This window comes from Nonomuraea jiangxiensis (assembly GCF_900099965.1).
In the GTDB taxonomy this organism is placed as follows: Bacteria; Actinomycetota; Actinomycetes; order Streptosporangiales; family Streptosporangiaceae; genus Nonomuraea; species Nonomuraea jiangxiensis.
This window is the reverse complement of sequence record NZ_FNDJ01000005.1, coordinates 134,786-152,272: the sequence shown is the minus strand read 5'-3', so window position 1 is coordinate 152,272 and position 17,487 is coordinate 134,786. Positions and strand designations below refer to the sequence as shown.

14 protein-coding genes are annotated in these 17,487 nt (G+C 74.4%); 9 read left to right on the top strand and 5 right to left on the bottom strand.

The genetic code is table 11. The features are described 5' to 3' along the window. Positions 1-287 precede the first annotated feature (287 nt). The 5 genes from BLS95_RS12845 (at position 288) to BLS95_RS12825 (ending at position 7,966) form a co-directional block, all read left to right on the top strand. The gene (locus tag BLS95_RS12845; RefSeq protein ID WP_090931170.1) at positions 288-1,925 is read left to right on the top strand and encodes an FAD-dependent oxidoreductase; all 1,638 of its coding nucleotides are present in this window, start codon (positions 288-290) and stop codon (positions 1,923-1,925) included. 50 nt (positions 1,926-1,975) lie between these two features. Continuing rightward, positions 1,976-3,211, top strand: coding sequence for a cytochrome P450 (locus BLS95_RS12840; RefSeq protein WP_090931169.1), 1,236 nt, complete (start codon positions 1,976-1,978; stop codon positions 3,209-3,211). Between the two features lie 122 nt (positions 3,212-3,333). Further along, positions 3,334-3,708 carry a hypothetical protein gene (locus BLS95_RS12835; protein ID WP_090931168.1) on the top strand — a complete coding sequence of 125 codons (375 nt, stop codon included), beginning with the start codon at positions 3,334-3,336 and terminating at the stop codon, positions 3,706-3,708. A 9-nt stretch (positions 3,709-3,717) separates the two neighbouring features. Then, entirely contained in the window at positions 3,718-4,602 is an 885-nt protein-coding gene (locus BLS95_RS12830) for a hypothetical protein (protein ID WP_090931167.1), read from the top strand. A gap of 13 nt (positions 4,603-4,615) precedes the next feature. Continuing rightward, on the top strand, positions 4,616-7,966 hold the full coding sequence (locus tag BLS95_RS12825; RefSeq protein ID WP_090931166.1) for a CHAT domain-containing protein: 3,351 nt from the start codon (positions 4,616-4,618) through the stop codon (positions 7,964-7,966). Between the two features lie 83 nt (positions 7,967-8,049). On the opposite strand, the gene BLS95_RS12820 is transcribed toward BLS95_RS12825, so the two are convergent. Both BLS95_RS12820 and BLS95_RS12815 read right to left on the bottom strand, forming a co-directional pair. Continuing rightward, positions 8,050-9,252, bottom strand: coding sequence for a cytochrome P450 family protein (locus BLS95_RS12820; protein ID WP_245765012.1), 1,203 nt, complete (start codon positions 9,250-9,252; stop codon positions 8,050-8,052). 145 nt (positions 9,253-9,397) lie between these two features. After that, positions 9,398-10,129 (bottom strand): phosphatase PAP2 family protein, encoded by a 732-nt coding sequence (locus BLS95_RS12815; RefSeq protein WP_245765011.1) that lies wholly within the window; start codon positions 10,127-10,129, stop codon positions 9,398-9,400. 192 nt (positions 10,130-10,321) lie between these two features. Here BLS95_RS12815 and BLS95_RS12810 point away from each other — a divergent pair, with 192 nt between their 5' ends. From BLS95_RS12810 to BLS95_RS12800, 3 genes are all read left to right on the top strand, one after another. Beyond that, positions 10,322-11,050: an AfsR/SARP family transcriptional regulator gene (locus BLS95_RS12810; RefSeq protein WP_218135736.1), complete on the top strand. Its 729-nt coding sequence runs from the start codon at positions 10,322-10,324 to the stop codon at positions 11,048-11,050. Positions 11,051-11,170: 120 nt separating this feature from the next. After that, complete coding sequence (locus BLS95_RS12805; protein ID WP_218135735.1) at positions 11,171-11,668, top strand: phage tail protein; 498 nt, start codon at positions 11,171-11,173, stop codon at positions 11,666-11,668. 29 nt (positions 11,669-11,697) lie between these two features. Next, a complete protein-coding gene (locus tag BLS95_RS12800; protein ID WP_090931164.1) occupies positions 11,698-12,396 on the top strand; it encodes a hypothetical protein in 699 nt (232 codons plus the stop codon). 757 nt (positions 12,397-13,153) lie between these two features. Here BLS95_RS12800 and BLS95_RS12795 read toward each other — a convergent pair. The 3 genes from BLS95_RS12795 to BLS95_RS12785 all read right to left on the bottom strand — a co-directional run bounded on the left by BLS95_RS12795 (position 13,154) and on the right by BLS95_RS12785 (position 16,563). Then, the gene (locus tag BLS95_RS12795; protein WP_090931163.1) at positions 13,154-13,927 is read right to left on the bottom strand and encodes an SDR family NAD(P)-dependent oxidoreductase; all 774 of its coding nucleotides are present in this window, start codon (positions 13,925-13,927) and stop codon (positions 13,154-13,156) included. Between the two features lie 49 nt (positions 13,928-13,976). Then, positions 13,977-15,008 (bottom strand): asparaginase, encoded by a 1,032-nt coding sequence (locus BLS95_RS12790; protein ID WP_090931162.1) that lies wholly within the window; start codon positions 15,006-15,008, stop codon positions 13,977-13,979. Positions 15,009-15,096: 88 nt separating this feature from the next. Beyond that, a complete protein-coding gene (locus tag BLS95_RS12785) occupies positions 15,097-16,563 on the bottom strand; it encodes a tetratricopeptide repeat protein (RefSeq protein WP_090931161.1) in 1,467 nt (488 codons plus the stop codon). Positions 16,564-16,714: 151 nt separating this feature from the next. On the opposite strand from BLS95_RS12785, the gene BLS95_RS12780 reads away from it, so the two are divergent. Then, on the top strand, positions 16,715-17,485 hold the full coding sequence (locus BLS95_RS12780; RefSeq protein WP_090931160.1) for a PIG-L family deacetylase: 771 nt from the start codon (positions 16,715-16,717) through the stop codon (positions 17,483-17,485). Positions 17,486-17,487 lie beyond the last annotated feature (2 nt).

The following is a 17,487-nucleotide window of genomic DNA, read 5'->3' as shown; positions in this document are numbered from 1 at the left end:
TGATTGTGCGCTGCCATTTCATCCGGGGGAGATTACCTGCCTTACCTGAGGGTTGCCTGAAGAGGTGCGCGGGGTGAACATCGTGCTCGCCTGTCGTTAACGAACCGCGGTGGCGCGTGGGTTCCTGGCGGCGTTTCTCTCCGCGAGCGCTCCCGGCGGGCCGTAAAGCGAAGTTGCTAGGCTGGGACAGAGGGTGACCAGGGCGTCCGGCAGGACCGAGATCCAGGGAGCGGGGGAGCTTCCCCGGATCGCGTCGCGATCGTCGGGTTCGGAGGGGGACGGTCACCGTGCGAGTTGTCGTCGACCTCACGCGCTGCCAGGGCTACGGGCAGTGCGCCTTCGCCGCGCCGGACGTGTTCCGGATGGGGCGGGCCGAAACGCTGATGTACACGCTCAACCCCGACGACGCCAACCGCGATCAGGTCCTGCGGGCCGCCGCGGCCTGCCCGGTCCGCGCCCTGGTGGTCGACGAGCTGGGCCCCCTGGGCCGGCCGAGAAAACCCAACGGGTCCAGGACCGCCACGACCACGCCCGGCAGGGGCGGCACGCCCGGCGGGATCGGCCGCATCGTCATCGTCGGGGCCTCGCTGGCCGGGCTGCGGGCCGCGGCGACGCTGCGCACCCAGGGCTACCAGGGGTCGCTGACCCTCATCGGCGACGAGCCGTGCGAGCCCTACGACCGGCCGCCGCTGTCCAAGCAGGTCCTCAGCGGGGAGGTCGCCGCGGAGGAGACCGTACTCCCCATGCGTGCCGAACTCGACGCCGACTGGCTGCTGGGCACCCCCGCGACCGGGCTGGACCTGGCGGGCAAGCGGGTGCTGCTGGCAGACGGCCGGGACGTCGGGTTCGACCGGCTGCTCATCGCCACCGGAGTGCGCGCCCGGCCCTGGCCGGACCCGGCCGAGGCCGCCCTGGACGGGGTGTACGTGCTGCGCGGCCGGGCGGACGCGGCCCTGCTGCGCCGGCGGCTGCGCGACGGAACGGGCAGCGGAGTGGGCAGGGTGCTGGTGATCGGCGGCGGCTTCACCGGCTCGGAGATCGCCTCGGCGTGCCGGGAGCTCGGTCTGGACGTGACCGTCGCCGAGCGGGGCCCGGCGCCGCTGGTCGGGGCGCTGGGCGAGGCGATCGGCTCGATCGCCGGGGACCTGCAGCGCGAGCACGGCGTGGACCTGCGCTGCGGGGTGACGGTGACCGCCCTGGAAGGGGACGGCGACGGACGGTTGCGCCGCGCCCGGCTGTCCGACGGCGGCACGGTCGACGCCGAGGTGGCCGTGGTGGCGCTCGGCGCCGTACGCAACGTCGAATGGCTGGAGGGCTCCGGGCTGGCCGCCGGCGTGTGGGGCGTGGGCTGCGACGCGGGCTGCCGCGCCTTCGACGTCAACGGCATCGTCTCCGACGACATCTTCGTCGCCGGTGACGTGGCGCGCTTCCCCCACCCGGTGTACGGATACCAGTTCCTGGCCCTGGAGCACTGGGGGAACGCCCTGACGCAGGCCGAGGTGGCGGCGCACAACATGATCAGCGCCCCGACCGCCCGCTGGCCGCACCTGTCCCTGCCGGTCTTCTGGTCCGCCCAGTTCGGCGTCAACATCAAGTCGGTCGGGGTGCCGACCTTCGCCGACGAGGTCATGATCACTCAGGGGTCGGTCGCCGACCGCCGGTTCGTGGCCGCCTACGGCCGCCACGGCCGTCTCAGCGCCGCGGTCACCTTCGACCAGGCGATGTGGCTGGAGTTCTACCAGGACCTGATCGAACGGGCCGCGCCCTTCCCGCCTGACTTCGCCATGGTCGGCCGCCCACCCGATGAGCGGCCCGTGCCGGCCGGGATCCCCGAGCGGATCTCCGCGATCCAGGACGCCACCGTGGTGGTGACCGGCCACAATCCGGACGAACGACGTGTCACGTTGCTCCGCGGGCACGAGTGACGCGGCCTGGGCCGCCTGCCAGGAGTCCCCGCCGACCAAGGAGCCGCATCATGACCGGGGCCAGCGCCTTCGAGCAGTTCCTCGACCCGGACAACCGGGCCGACCCGTACCGGCTGTTCCCCGAGCTGCGCAGGACGCCGGTGGCGCGGCAGCCCGACGGCAGTTACGTGGTGAGCACCTACCGGGAGATCGTCGCGCTGCTCCACGACCCGCGGGTCAGCTCCGACCTGCGCAACGTGCCCGAGGTGGCCGCCATCGAGCTGCCGCCGGACGAGACGGCCCCGCAACTGCCACCGGAGTTCATCCGCCGGGACCCGCCCGACCATGACCGGCTGCGCGCCCTGGCCATGAGGCACTTCGGCCCGCCGCACCGCCCCGGCCGGGTACGCGACATGGCCCCCAGAATGCGGGAGATCATCGGGGAGCTCATCGACGGATTCGCCGGCAAGGACCGGATCGACCTCGTCGACGAGTTCGCCTACCCCTTCCCGCTCACGGTGATCTGCGAGCTGCTCGGGGTGCCGCGGGAGGACGAGCCGAAATTCCACGAATGGTCCCAGATCCTGGTCGCGACCAATGATCCGTCCACCGGCACGCTGGTCGACCGCAACCTGCTGCGCTTCCGGACCATGGCCCAGCTGGGCCGCTACCTGAACGAGCTGGTGGAGTCGCGGCGCGGGCGGCCGGGCGACGACCTGCTCTCCGCGCTCGCCGCCGAACCCGAACTGTCCCGGCCGGACCTGCTGACCACCGCCGCGCTGCTGCTCGTCGCGGGCCACGAGACCACCGTCAACCTCATCGGCAACGGCATGCTCACCCTGCTGCGCCACCCCGACGTGCTCGAACGCCTGCGCCACGAGCCCGACCTGGCCGTCAGCCTGGTCGAGGAGCTGCTGCGCTACGAGCCGCCGGTGCAGATGCCGGGGCAGCGGCGCAGCGCGCTGGCCGACATCGAGATCGCGGGCACGACCATCCCCAAGGGCGCGGTCATCACCCTGGTACTGGCCTCGGGCAACCGCGATCCGGAGCGGTTCGCCGACCCCGATCGGTTCGACCCCGAACGCCGGGACAACCAGCACCTGGGTTTCGGCGGCGGCATCCACTACTGCTTCGGCGCCCCGCTCGCCAGGCTGGAGACGCAGCTCGCGCTGACCGAGCTCGCGCGCCGGCTGGTCAACCCGAGACTCGTCGCCGACCCGCCGCCGTACCGGCGCACCGCCAACGTCCGGGGACCGCGGCACCTGCCGCTCGACCTCGACGGCGTGCACCCGCGTGCCGCCGGCTGATCCGTGACGTCGGCCGGGCCGGGGTGAGGAGGAGCCCGCCGCTGCTTTTTCGCGTGGCCCGCGCCGCGTGGTTAGGATCTTTCTCGTCACGCCGGGGAAGTGGTCACATCGGGAGGCGAACCGTGACGGCGGAGCCCGACCAGGAGGCGCTGGCCGTGCTCTGCGCCGCACTGCCGCACTTACGCACGTTGCTCCGCGGTCCCGCCTCCGGCGCCCGCCGCGCCGTCCTGACGCGGACCCTCACGGCCGCGCGCCGCGGCGAGCCGATCGCCGGCTTCCTCGCCGAGCTCGGCCTCGAATCCGCCGAGAGCGACCAGGACCCGGCGGACACCCGCTCCACGCTCCCCACCCCGCTGGCCACCACGGGCAGGCCGGTCGTCGGCGGCTACGTGTGCCCGCGGGGCACCTGCACCCGCCTCGTGCGCCGCGAGGCCGACGCCGACCTGCCGACCTGCGACATCCACGAGCAGGCCCTGCGTTTCGTGGCCGAGGACTGAGCCCGCGTCATGACGGGCTTCCTCGCCGAACTCGGCAAGAAGGTCGCGGAACGGTGGGTCGCGCTGCTCGTCCTGCCCGGGTTGGTCTTCACCGCCGTCGCCGTGACGGCGGTGCTGCTCGGCCAGCGTAACTGGGCCGACACCGGGCTGCTGTGGCGCAGGCTGCTCGACCTCACCGCGACGCTCGGCGGCCCCCGGCAGGCCGACCTGGTACGGACCGCGCTGCTGCTGATCGCCCTGCTGGCCGCCTCCACGGGCAGCGCCTTCGTCGCCCGCGCCCTGGCCGGACCCGTCGAGAACCTGCTCGCCGGCAACTGGCCGCGCGTCGCGCGCCCGCTGGCGGACGCGCTCACCCGGCGGCGCGGGCGGGCCTGGCACCGGCTCCGGCAGCGCTACCGGGACGCCGAGGACAGCGCCGACCACAGCCGACTCGGCGAGCTCGCCGAGGCACGCAACGCCGTCGCGCTCACCGAGCCCCGGTGGCCCACCTGGACCGGCGACCGGCTGCACGCCCCCGGCACGCGAGTACGCAAGCAGTACGGCCTCGACCTGGGCGCCGCCTGGCCACGGCTGTGGCTGCTGCTGCCCGACTCGGCACGCGAGCCGCTCACCGAGAGTCGGCAGCGTCTCGACGAGGCCACCGCCCTGGGCGGCTGGGGCGTGCTCTACACCGCCCTCGGCGCGGTGTGGTGGCCGAGCGCCGTCCTCGGCCTGTGTGTCGGCCTGGTCGCCTGGCGGCGGGCGCGGGAGGCCGCCGAGGTGTACGCCGAACTGGTCGAGGCCACGGTGGACGTCTACCTGGACGACCTGCTCGAACGGTTCGACGACGAGACCCGGCCGATCCGGCCGGGACGCGGCAGGACCATCAGCGAGAGGTTCCGCAAGTCCACCTAGAGGTGAGGGAACGATGCGCGAGGAGTTGCTGGCCGCCCTGCGGGCCCGTTTCGCGACGGTGTCCAGGACCGGCGACGGCGCCGGCGTCGTCGGCCCCGAGGCCCTGGCCGAGGCCGAGCGGCTGCTGGACTTCCTCGCCGCGCCGGAAGGCGTGGACCACGAGGTGCTCTACACGGCCGGCCTGCTGCACTGGATGCGCGCGGTGTTCCTGCCCGGGGAGCAGGGCCGGCAGGCGTGGAGCCACGCGGCGCGCCTGCTGCTGCCCCTCTACCTGGCGCGGCCGGACGCTCTGCCCGAGCAGGTGCGGTCCTTCTTCGCCCAGGCGTACGGCCAGGACGAGCCGGCGGGGGAGGAGCGCGCGCACGCCTCCGCCGAGGCGCTCTCCGACCTGGCCATGTTCCTGCTCGAACGCTTCACCCGGCTGCGCCGGCCCGCCGACGGCGAAGCGGCGACCGCCCTGCTGCGCCGGGCCACGCGCGTCCTGCCGGCCGGGCACCCCGCCCGCCCGGTGGTGCTGAGCAACCTCGGGTACGCGCTCCTGCTGGGCGACGCGCTCATGGCGCCGGAGCACGAGAGCACCCGGCCGCCGAACGTCGACGAAGCCGTCACGGTGCTCAGGGAGGCGCTCCAGGACACCCCGCGCGAGCACCCCAACCACGCCCGCTGCGCCAACGGCCTGGCCCTGGCGGTGCGGGCCAAGGGCCTGGCGACCCGGGACCTGGCACTGCTGGCGGAGGCCGTCGACCTGTTCCGGCTGGCCGTGGACACGGCGACCGCCGCGGACGGGAACCGGCCGCGGATGCTCACCGACCTGGGCTCCTCGCTGCTGATCCAGGCCGCCGGCGGCGCCGGTCCCGCCGGTCCCGCCGCGCCCGACGAGGCCGTCACCGCCCTCGACGAGGCCGTCGCCGTGCTGCGCGAAGCCGTACGGGACACTCCCGAGGGCGCCGCCGAGCGGCGCGAGCGGCTCAGACTGCTCGCCCGGGCCGAGCGGCTGCGGGCGTCGCAGGCGCCCCGGCCGGCGCGAGCCCCGCTCAGCCCCGAGACCCGGCGCCGCGTCGAGGAGCTGACCGGCCTGATGCGCCGGACGATCCCGGCCACCAGCGACGGCACCCCGGACGAACCGGACAACTGGCTCGCCGTCGCCGCCCGGCTGATCGGCGTCGCCCCGTCCGACGGCCAGGGCCACCACGCGCAACTGCTGGACCTCGCGGCCCGCCTCCTGCGCGACCCCGCCGGCACCGACGTGGAACGCGAGGCGGCCGACTTCTACCGGCGGCGATCCGGCCACCTGAGCCCCGGCGACCGGCTCGACACGATGCTGACGCGGATCCTCGCCCCGCCCGGAACGCCCCCGGCGCCCGCGGACCCCTCCCACCTGGCCGACCTCGACGAGGTGCTCGCCCTGCACGAACGCGTGCTGCGCGAACTGCCGGACGACCTCCCCGAGCGCGCCTCGCTGGAGATCGGGCAGCTCATGACCCAGCTGGCCCGGCAGCGGCACGACCTCGCCGACCCCGACGGGACCGGGCTGGAGGAATCGCTCGCGCTGCTGACGCGGACGATGAAGCTGCTGCCGTCACTGATGGCCTCACTGAACCTGTCCGCCACCATGGTGGGCGACCTGGCCGTGATGGGCGGCGCGCTGCTGTCACCGTTCGAGAGCCTCTCCATGATCGAGGACGGCCTGAAGCGCAACCGCGCGAAGCTCGCCGGCCTGCCGCCGGGCCACCCGGAGCGGACGACGACGCTGAAGGCCCTCACCCACACGCTGTTCCTGCAGTACCAGCTCACCCACGAGGAGCCGGTCTACCAGGAGGCCGCCGGGCTCGCCCGCCGGATCGCCGCCGCCGACCTGGCCGAGGCCGTGCGGATCGTGCTGGCCTGGGGCGTGGCGGCACGGTTACGGGCCACCTCGGCGGCCCCGCCCGGCGAGCCCGACCCGCGGTCGAGCGGCCTGGCCCGCCTGTCCTCCGAGGAGGCCGCGACCGCGATCGAGAACCGGGACGCGCCGGCGGCGCTGGAGACGCTGGAGGAAGGGCGCGCCCACATGCTCTCCAGCGCCCTCAACGCCCGCCGGGAGCTGGCGAACCTGCGCGCGGCCGACCCCCGGCTGGCCACGCGGTTCCTCGCCCTGCGCGAGCAAGTGCGCGCCACCGTCGCCGAACCCGTGTTCGAACCGGGGCCGGAGGAGCTCGCCCGGACGCGCGGCCTGGCCCAGGACTGGAGCGAACTGGTCGGCCAGGTCCAGGCGCTGCCCGCGTTCGGGCGGTTCCTGATGCCGCTGCCGCTGGGCGCGCCCGACCTGCGGCCGTCCGCCGCGGAAGGGCCGGTGGTGACGATCAACGTCAACCCGCGCCGCTGCGACGCGCTGGCCCTGTGCGCGGACGGCGTGCGCCTGGTGCCGCTGCCGGGCCTGCGTGCCGCCGAACTGGTCGAGCAGGCCGAGGCGTTTCATGCCGCGATCCGCGTGGTGCACGGCGCTCCGGGGCCGCTGGCGGGCCAGGCGGAGCGGGTGCTGCTCGACACGCTCGGCTGGTTGTGGGACGTGCTGGCCGAGCCGGTGCTGACCGAGCTGGGCCTCACCGGGCCGCCGGGGGAGGGGCCGTGGCCGCGGCTGTGGTGGTCGCCGGCCGGGGCGCTCAACTCCCTGCCGCTGCACGCCGCCGGCCACCACACGATCGCGGGGGCGTCGGTGCTCGATCGCGCGGTCTCCTCGTACACGCCCACCGTGCGCGCGCTGCTGCACAGCCGGGCCCGCCCTGTGCCGCCGCGCCGTACCGGGCTGACGGTGGCCATGCCGGTCACGCCCGGCCACGCCGCGCTGCCGGAGACCGCGGGCGAGGCGGCCGAGGTCACCGCCCGGATCCACGGCCGGGCACTGGTCGGGGCGCAGGCGTCCCGGGCCGCCGTACTGGCCGCGCTGCCCGGCGCGAGCGTCGCGCACTTCGCCTGCCACGCCGGCGGCGACCCGTACGAGCCGTCGGCGAGCCACCTGCTGCTCCACGACGGGCCCCTGAGCGTCACCGAGATCGGCCGGCTCGACCTCGACGGGGCCGAGCTGGCCTACCTGTCGGCCTGCGCCACCGCCCGCGGCGGCGCCCGGCTCGCCGACGAGGCGCTCCACCTGGCCTCGGCCTTCCAGCTGGCCGGCTACGCCCAGGCCGTCGCCACGCTGTGGGAGATCGGCGACCACGCCGCGGCGACGATGGCCGCGGACTTCCACCGCGAGCTGGGGGAGTCGATCGGCGACCCGGCCCCCATCCCCGGCGCGCTCGCCCTGCACACGGCCACCCGCCGCATGCGCGCGGCCATACCGGGACGGCCCTCGGCCTGGGCCGCGTTCCTGCACGCGGGAGCGTGAACGGCCGGCGTCAGTGGAGTCGGACGGGCAGGGTGAGCGGTCGGGCGTCAGTGGAGCCGGACGGGCAGGGTGAGCGGGCGGCGTCAGCCGAGTCGGACGGGCAGGGTGTGCAGCCCGCGGATGAGGGTGCTGGTGCGCCACCGCAGCACCGGCGAGTCGAGCTCCAGAACGGGGAACCGGTCGAGCAGCCTGCCGATCGCGATCTGCGCCTCCAGCCTGGCCAGCGGCGCGCCGACGCAGTAGTGGATGCCGTGGCCGAAGGCCAGGTGGCCGCCGCCGGGCCGGGCGAGATCCAGCCGGTCCGGATCCGGGTAGCGCCCGCCGTCGCGGTTGGCGGCCAGCAGGGAGATGAAGACGAACTCGTCGGCGGGGATCTCGACGCCGCCGACGCGGACCGGCTCGGTGGTGAAGCGCAGGGTCGCTATGTTGATCGGGCCGTCGAAGCGCAGGAACTCCTCCACCGCGTCCGGCAGCAGGGCGGGATCGGCGCGGAGCGCGGCCAGCTGGGCGGGGTTCCCGATCAGGGCGAGCACGCTGTTGGCGATCAGGTTGACCGTGGTCTCATGGCCCGCCACGAGGAGCAGGAAGGCCATCGACACCACTTCGTCCCGCGAGAGCCGGTCCCCCTCGTCGGAGATGTGCACGAGCTCGGAGAGCAGGTCCTCCCCGGGCGCCGTACGTTTCGCGGCGACGAGCCCGGTCAGATAGGCCACCATCCACTCGTGCGCCCTGCGCATCTCCTCCCCCGAGGCGGCCGCGACGAAGGGAGCGGTCCAGGTGCGGAACTCCTCGCGGTCCGGGGCCGGCACGCCGAGCAGCTCGCAGATGACGGCGATCGGCAGCGGGAAGGCGAACGACTCCACCAGGTCGACCGTCCCGGCCCCCGCCATGTCGTCGAGCAGGCCGTCGGTGATCTGCTCGATGCGCGGGCGCAGCCGGGCCACCGTCCGCGCGGTGAACGCCTTGTTCACCAGCTTGCGCAGCCGCGTGTGATCCGGCGGGTCGGAGTTGAGCATGTGGGCCGCGAGCGAGGAGGCGTACGGGCCGGCGGTGCCCGGCGGGAACAGCGCGACCGCCCGGGCGCTGTCCTTGGCCAGCCGGGGGTCGTTGAGCAGTTCCCTGGCCTCGGCGTACCCGGTGACCAGCCAGACCCTCAGCTGCCGGTAGAAGATCGCGGGCTGCACCGGGCCAGACTCGCGAAGGCGCTCGTAGACCGGATGCGGGTCCTGGAAGAACGCCGAGTTGAGCCTGATCGGCCCGTCCGTGGCCGTTTCGACGTGCCGCACCCGTCACCCCTCGTCGTGTCGGCGCCGTGCCCGGGACGGGCACGCCCCCGATGGTATCGAGCACCGGACCAGGCCAGTCGGCACTGCCACCGGCCGATGACACGCGTCATCCCCGGGCGTGGGCCCCGGCTCGCCGCGCGGGCCCTCAGTCCCGATGGTGGATCACCCTCTCCGACTCCGGCTCCACCCCCTCGGCCAGCGGGGAGGAGGGCCTGCGGCCGTGCTCGCGCCGCCACGTCTCGAACGCCGCCGTAGTGGCGGCGACCACGGCCGCGCCCAGGATGATCCCGGCCACCACGTCGCTCACCCAGTGCACGCCGAGCGCGATCCTGGTGTAGCCGACCGACAGCGCCAGGAAGCACCCGACGGCCCAGGCCACCCGCCGCCCCCACCGGGAAAGCAGCGGCAGGACGAGCAGGACGACCACGCCGGCGCCCACCGTCGCGTTCACCGCGTGGCCCGACGGGAAGGAGTCGCCCGGCGCGAGCGCGACGGGGTTCGGCAGGTGCGGCCTGGCCCGGGCCACGATGATCTTGAGTACGAGGCCGAGCACCCCGCCCACGGTCACCGTGGTGACCGCCCACACGGCCAGCCGGCGCGCCCCCCGCCAGAACAACCAGGCGGCGAACAGGACGACCGCGATGCGCCACGGCCACGGCCCGAACACGTCCGTCCACACGATGAGCACCCGCGTCACGTCCGGATGGGCCAGCGCGTACGCGTGCAGCTCCCCGGCGACCTGGGCGTCCAGCCAGTTGAGCGGCATCTTGGCCACGACGAGCAGCAGGCTGAACGGGATCATGACGAGCGCCGCCGCGAGGCAGGCCAAGGTCAGCCGCAGTCCCAGGCCGCGGTCACGATCGACGCGGCCCCTCAACCATCTCCGTGTATCCCCGCTACGCATTCAAACTCGGCTACCCCGGCGGAAGGAGGGAATTCCTCCGGAGACGCCGTACGTCAAAGGCCGCAGGAGCTGATCCCGCGGTGCGGTTAGTGTGACGCCCTCGTGACAGCGTGGTGACGGCTGGGGCCCTATGTTCATGTTTGGGTTGTTCTCTGGGGGTGCCTGATGGGCCGAGGCCTCGCGCTGAGCCTCTTACGGGGATTCGAGATCACGGAGGACGGGAAGCCCGTGGCGATCGCCTGGGGGGCGCAGCGGCTGGTGGCGTTCCTGGCGCTGAAGGCCCGGCCGCTCACGCGGACGTACGTGGCCTGCGTGCTCTGGCCGGAGAGCACCACGGAGAAGGCCAAGGCCAACCTGCGGACCTCCCTCTGGCGCATCCAGCGCGCCTGCCGGCAGCTGATCATCACCTCGTCCCAGCAGGTGGCGCTCGCCCCCGTCGTGGCGGTGGACCTGAGGTCCGCGCGGGTCAACGCGCAGCGGCTGCTGGACCGGCGCAACGCCTGCGAGGACCTCCTGCACAGCGGGACCCGTGACGAGCTGGCGGCCGACCTGCTGCCCGACTGGTACGACGACGACTGGGTCCTCGTCGAGCGCGACCACCACCACCAGCTGCGGCTGCACGCCTTGGAGGCCCTCTGCGAACGGCTCACGGTCGCGGGCCGGCACGGCGAGGCCGTGGTGGCCGGGCTCGCCGCCATCCAGGCCGAACCCCTGCGCGAGAGCGCGCACCGGGTCGTCATCCACGCCCACCTGGCGGCCGACAACCGCTGGGAGGCCATCCGCCAGTACGAGCGCTACCGGCTGCTGCTCCAGGAGGAACTGGGCCTGGAACCCGCCTCGGCGATCCGCGACCTGCTGTCGTCGGTGCAGCCGCGCCCGGCGCTGACCGCGTGAGAGCTCTGATCGACCCGCCGTTGCCGCGGCATTGACCGACAGGCTGACACGGAGGTGACGAGACCGTGACGGAGCAGGGGGAAGCTGGCGCAAGGCGTCCTGTCCAGGGGGAGGCGTGACGTGGCGGTGTTCAAGGTCGGCGGCGTGGACCGCTACGACCCGTACAAGGATTTCATGTTCCGGGTGCGGTGGGACCGGACCTATGTCGCCGGGGTGTCCAGGATGAGCGCCCTGCGCCGGACCACCACGGCGGTCAGGCACCGGGGCGGCCCTGACCTGTCGCGGGACCGCAAGAGCCCCGGCGTCACCCGGTACGAGGCGGTGACGCTGGAACGGGGGATCACGCTGGACACGCGGTTCGAGGAGTGGGCGAACCTGGTGCACCTGCTGGGCGACCCGCTCGCGCTCAGCGGGTTCCGCAAGAACCTCGTCGTGGACGTGTTCCACGGGGGCGGGCAGAGGGTGCTCTCGTACCGGCTGAACCGGTGCTGGGTCTCGGAGTTCCGGACGCTGCCCCAGCTCGACGCGGCCCACGCGGCGCTGCCCATCGAGACGCTGCGGGTGGAGCTGGAGAGCTGGGAACGCGACACGGCGCACGTGCTCCCAGCGGAGACCTGAGCATGCCGGGACAAGGCACGAGCACAGGCATGGGCACGGGCACGGGAGCGGGTACGGGTACGGGCGTGGGAGCCGGCTCGCTGACCGGGTTGCGGGAAGCCGCGCTGAGCGGCCTGCGGGAGGAGGCCGGCGAGCTGGAGCAGTGCATGGCGGTGCTGGCCGCGTGCGGGCGGGACCCGGCATCCATGGACGTGGCCGCCGGCGACCGGATGCTGCTGCGCGCCCACCGGGCGCTCGCCGGCCGGGACCTCGAACTGGCCCTGCGCTGCCACGCCTGCGCCGAGGTGAGCGCGGTACGGCTGGCGCCGGACACCGTGCCGCCCGCCCGGCCGCGTACCGCGCTGCTCGGCCGGGGAGGCGGACTGCGCCAGCCCACCTACGGCGACCTGCTGGGACTGCCAGCCGGGGACGAGGGGCCGGCGGAGCTGCTGCGCCGGTGCGTGGTCGGCAGCCCGTCCCGGGCCCCCACGGACGCGGACTTCGAGCTGGTGGACGACTCGCTGGCCGGGCCGCTGCTGTTCGCCTGCCCGGAGTGCGGGGCGGAGGTGGAGCAGGGGATCGACGTGCAGACCGTGGTGGTGCGGGCGCTGATGGGGCTCCTGGAGGAGTTCGACATGGAGGTCCACCTGCTGGCCTCCGCCTACCGATGGGACCTGGCCACGATCGAGGCGCTCCCGCGTGCCCGGCGCCGCCGCCTGGCCGCACTTGCCGCCGACGACCGGCGGTGACGACCTTTCAACGGACGCGAGGGAGTGCAGAGGCATGGCCGATCGTGACAGATCCCAGGGCGCCCTCTACAGGCTGGCCGCCAGGTCGTTCCGCCCGCCGCTGCGCTGCGGCTCCCCCGAACTCCTCGAACCGCTGACGCTCCCCGCCACCGGTTCCGCCCCGGGGGATGAGCCCGTACGCGCCCCGCAGGCCCAGGGCGGCCTTCCGGCGCGGCCTGCCGCCGATGTGCTGTTCGCAGAGGCACCGCGGCCCCCCGACCCCTGGCCGGCCCGGCCCCCCTCGCCGGCCCGGACCACGGACGGACCGGCCACGCGGCCCGTGCGGACCCGCCCGCCGGCGCCCGCCGGCCGGGCCGCCACGTCCGCTGATCGCACGGCCCCGGCCGGGTGCCCAGCATGGGCGGACCAGGTGGTGGAGCGGACACTGCCGACCGGGCGGGCGGCCCCGCCCGAGCGGAGGACCGAACCAGCAACGGGGACGGTGTGGACGACGGAGGCGGCATGGACGGCCGAGGCCGGCTGGACCGCCGATGCGGGCTGGATACCGAGGGCGACCTCGCCGGTAACCCCGCCCCCACCACCCCGGCAGCCCGCCGCGCCCGCCCTGCCAGGACGGCTGGTCTCCTCCACGCCGTCCCAGCAGGCGAGGCGGGGCACCACCACCGGCCCCGCACCCCGCGACGGCTGGGTCACCCAGGCCGCACGCCCCAACGACCCCGCCCCCCGCGACCTGCCGTGGACCGCCCCCGGTCCCGGCTCAGTGGGGCAGAGTCACGCTCAGCCCGCCGTCGACGACGAACGCCTGGCCGGTGACGTAACCCGCGTCCTCGGAGGTGAGGAACCGGATGACGGACGCCACCTCCTCGGGCCGCCCGACCCGCCCCCAGGGGATGCGGTCCGCCGCACGGGCCAGTCCCCGCGGGCCCAGCGAGTTCACGGGATCGGATGACTGCGGGGTGTCGATGAGCCCGGGGATCACGGCGTTCACGCGGATGCGGCGGGGCGCGAGCTCCACCGCCAGGCTGCGGCACAGGCCGACGACTCCGGCCTTGGCCGCGGCGTAGTGCGCGTGGCCGGCCCAGCCGTACACGGCGCCGGCGATCGAGGAGACGGCGACCATCGCGCCGCCGCCGTCCATCCGGGCGGCCGCGGAACGGAACGTCCGCAGCACCCCCGCCAGGTCCACCTGCAACGTGTCCTCCCATTCGGCGTCGGTGAGGTCCGCGAGCGCGCGCTTGCGCAGCACCCCCGCGTTGGCCACCGCCACGTCGAGGCGGCCCCACTCGTCGATCGCCCGCTGCGCGAACATCTCGACCTGCGCGGCGTCCCGTACGTCCACCGCCTGCACCACGCACGTGCCCCCGGCCGCCTCGACCAGGCGGACGGTCTCGGCGGGGTCGTGCGGGTCGGCGGGGTAGGCGCCGACCACGGTCCGCACGCCGTGGGCGGCGTAGGCCACGGCCAGGGCACGTCCGATGCCGCTGGCGGCGCCGGTGACGACGGCGACCCGGGACGGGATCGGTGCTGCCATGGTGACCTCCTGCGGTGGCGGGGCGCCGTACCCGCCTCCTGCCCCGGGATCAGGAGGCGAAGACAGACGCGTTGACCTGCTCGAACGAGTCCCGGACCGCGGCCGGGCCGGCCCCGGCCGACAGCAGCAGGCTCAGCAGGACGCGGGCCTTCGGGCCGTCCAGGAATCCCGCCGGGGTGAGTCCGCGGGAGAGCAGGTCCCGCTCGGAGCCGGGGAAGCCGTACGTCTCCCGCAGCAGCTCACCGCCGCCGGTGCGGGAGGCCAGGACGACGGGCATCCGCCGGGCGAGCCGTTCCAGGGGCTCGACGGCGGGGGAGGGCAGGTGGCCGCCGCCGAGGGCCTCGACGACCAGGCCGGCGTACCCGAGGTCCGGCAGCCGCTCGGCCAGCCGGAAGTCGTCGCCCAGGGTGGCCTTCAGCAGCGCCACCGGCGGGACCCGCACGCTCACGCCGGTGGGCGCGCCCCGCAGCGCGGGAGCGCGAAAGGCGATGCGGACCCGGCCCTCGACCACCCAGCCGAGCGGGCCGGCGCTCGGGGAGCGGAACGTCGCGGTGCTGGAGGTGTGCGTCTTGCGTACGAAGCGGGCCGCGTGGATCTCGTCGTCGAACACCACCAGCGTGCCGAGCCCGGCGGCCTGCGGCGACGCCGCCACCCGCACCGCGGCGAGGAGGTTGGCCGGGCCGTCGGGTCCGGCGAGGGTGGGGTCGCGCATGGCACCGGTCACGACCACCGGCCGCGGGCCGGGCACCAGCAGCTCAAGGGCGAAGGAGCTCTCCTCGACGGTGTCGGTGCCCTGGGTGACGACGACTCCCGCGTCGCCGGCCTCGAAGCGCCTGGCGATCTCCGCGGCCAGGCGGACGACGTCGGGCAGGGTGAGATCACTGGACGCCGTCCGCCGGAAGGCCACCGTCTCCAGCTCGGCGACCTCCCGCAGCCGGGGTACGGAGTCCACGAGCTCCCTGGCGCCGAGCCGGGGCACGACCCCCGCCGGGGGACTGCCCGGCTGGTGCGTGGAGGCGATCGTCCCCCCGAGGGAGAAGACCGTCACGCGGGGCCTGGAGCCCCCGGAGCGGTACGACATGTCTCACCAGGGTGTCACACAGCGGTACGGCGACCGGCCACGGACCCCTCGACAGGCGCCGCCGGCCGCGGAGCCGCGCCCGCTCGCGCTACCGCGCGGTCAACCGGCCGCGGAACTCGGCGGTCGCGCTCTGGACCAGCGCGTCGAGCCGCTCCAGCTCGGCCTCGGTCGGCTCGCGGCACAGCTTGACCTGCAGCGCGAAGTCGTCGTTCTCGATGGTCACCTCCAGCTCCTCCAGGAGGTCACGCGGTAGCCGGCCGATGACGAACTCGCGGAACGCCGCGGCGACCGCGTCCTTGACGTTGCCGCAGCCGCAGGAACGGCCCTCCATGATGGCGCCCAGGTGGCTGCGCCCCGTGATCGCGTCGGGGTGCGCGACGTCCAGCAGCGACAACCCCGCCTCCACCGCCGACCGGGCATCGGCCAGCCGTTCCTGGTGCTGCAGGAAGAGCCCGAGCGCGACGTGGGAGCGGCCGAGCATCTCGGGGACGCTGCCGCGTCCGGCCTCGGCCACGGCCTCGCGCAGCGGCGGCTCCGCCTGGTCCGGCCGGCCCGCATCCGACAGCGCCAGCCCCCAGTTACGCAGCACCTGGGCGCTGAGCTCGGGGCGGCCGATGCCGTCCGCCCGGGCACGCGCCTGCGCGTACGTCCGCAGCGACCCCTCCAGGTCACCGGCGCCCTCCAGAGCCTGGGCCAGGCCCAGCGTCGCCTTGACCGCGTCCTCGGTCCTGCCCTGCCGGTCGTAGGAGGCGAGCACCTTCGTGATCGCCGCCACCCGCCCCGGCTCGTCCCCGGCGTCGTGACTCGTGTTGGCCAGGTGGGACAGCGCGTTGAGCGTCGCCGGGTGGTCGGGGCCGAACCGTGTCTCCATGACGGTGACCAGGAGGGTGAGGAGCACCTTGGTGGCCGCGGGGTCGTCGCCGGTCCGGCCCGTTACGGCGAACCCCATCTGCGCGACGACCTCGTCGGGCAGCTCCTCCAGGCCGGGGAAGACCGGTTCGTCGCCGCCCTGGGCCAGGACGATCTCCGCCCGCAGGGCCAGCGCGGTGGCGACCCGCTCGTGGCCGCTGTGCCAGAAGATGCCGATCGTCTCCTCGATGGCCTGGCGGGCCTGGTCGAGGTGGCCGCGCCGGAGCAGGACGTCGGCCAGCGGTTCCAGGGCGAAGGCGTAGCCGGGATGCTCACGGCCGTAGAATTCCTGCCGCTCCAGCAGGTTGTGGCGCAGCTCGGTCTCGGCCTCGTCGTACCGGCTGGCGGCGGCCAGCGCGGTGCCCAGGTTGAGGCGGTATGTCAGGTGGTCCCGGTACCTCTCCCGATCGCCCGCGGGCGGGTTGGCGCACGCGCTGCGGTAGTGGTGCACCGCCCGGTCGAGCTGCCCGGAGCTGAACAGCAGGTTGCCGAGATCGCACTGGGCCGAGGCCCATTCCGCGCTCCCGTGGCCGTGACTTTGCTCGGCGGCCCGCAGCTCCCGCGACAGTACCTGCTCCGCGTCGACCAGCCGCCCCTCTTGCAGCAGGCCGAAGGCGATGTCGAGTGACGTGGGTGATCCTGACATAGCCGGGAGTATAGAGACCTAGATCACGACATTTCCTGATTTCCCCAGCCAGCCGCCTCCCGCGGCCCGCCCACGGCCGAAGCACACCGCCGCCACCCGCGCCGCCTCACGCTACGATGATCGGCCACCGATCAGCGTCTGGGGGTTCGCGGTGGATTTCGGGATTCTGTGCGTGCACGCGCATCCGGACGACGAGGCCATCTGGACGGGCGGGACCCTGGCCAAGTACGCCGACGAGGGCGCCAGGACCGCGGTCGTGACGTGCACGTGGGCGCCGGGCACCCAGCGGGCCGCGGAGCTGGGACGCGCCCTGGACATCCTCGGCGCGGGCGAGCCGCGGCTGCTCGGCCACGCCGACGCCCGCGACCCCGCCTCCGCGCCCGGCCGCCCGCGCTTCGTGGACGTGCCGCTCGACGAGACGGTGGGGCAGGTGGTCCAGCACATCCGGGCGTTCAGGCCCGACGTCGTGCTCACCTATGACGGGTACGGCTCGTACGGGCATCCCGACCACGTCCATGCCCACCGGGTGACCATGGCCGCGGTCGAGGCGGCCGGGTACGACCAGCTCTACCCGGACGCGGGCGAGCCCTGGCGGCCGCACGCCCTCTACCTGGCGACCCTCCCGCGATCCGTCGTGGTGTCCCAGTGGGAGAGGATGTTCGGCACGCCGCCGGATCCCGTTCGCACGCTGCCCGGCGTACCCGATGAGCAGGTCACCACGCACCTCGACGTCCGGCGGTGGAGCGAGCGCAAGTGGGCCGCGATGCACGCGCACGAGTCCGAGGTCGCGCGCGGCGCGTCGCTGACCATGCTCACCTCACTGCCGCCGTGGGCCCGCGACCAGCTGCTGGCGAACGAGTGGTACCGGCGCGTCGGCTACACCGCCGCCCCCGAGACCACCCTTTCGCGCCTGAGCTCCTGATC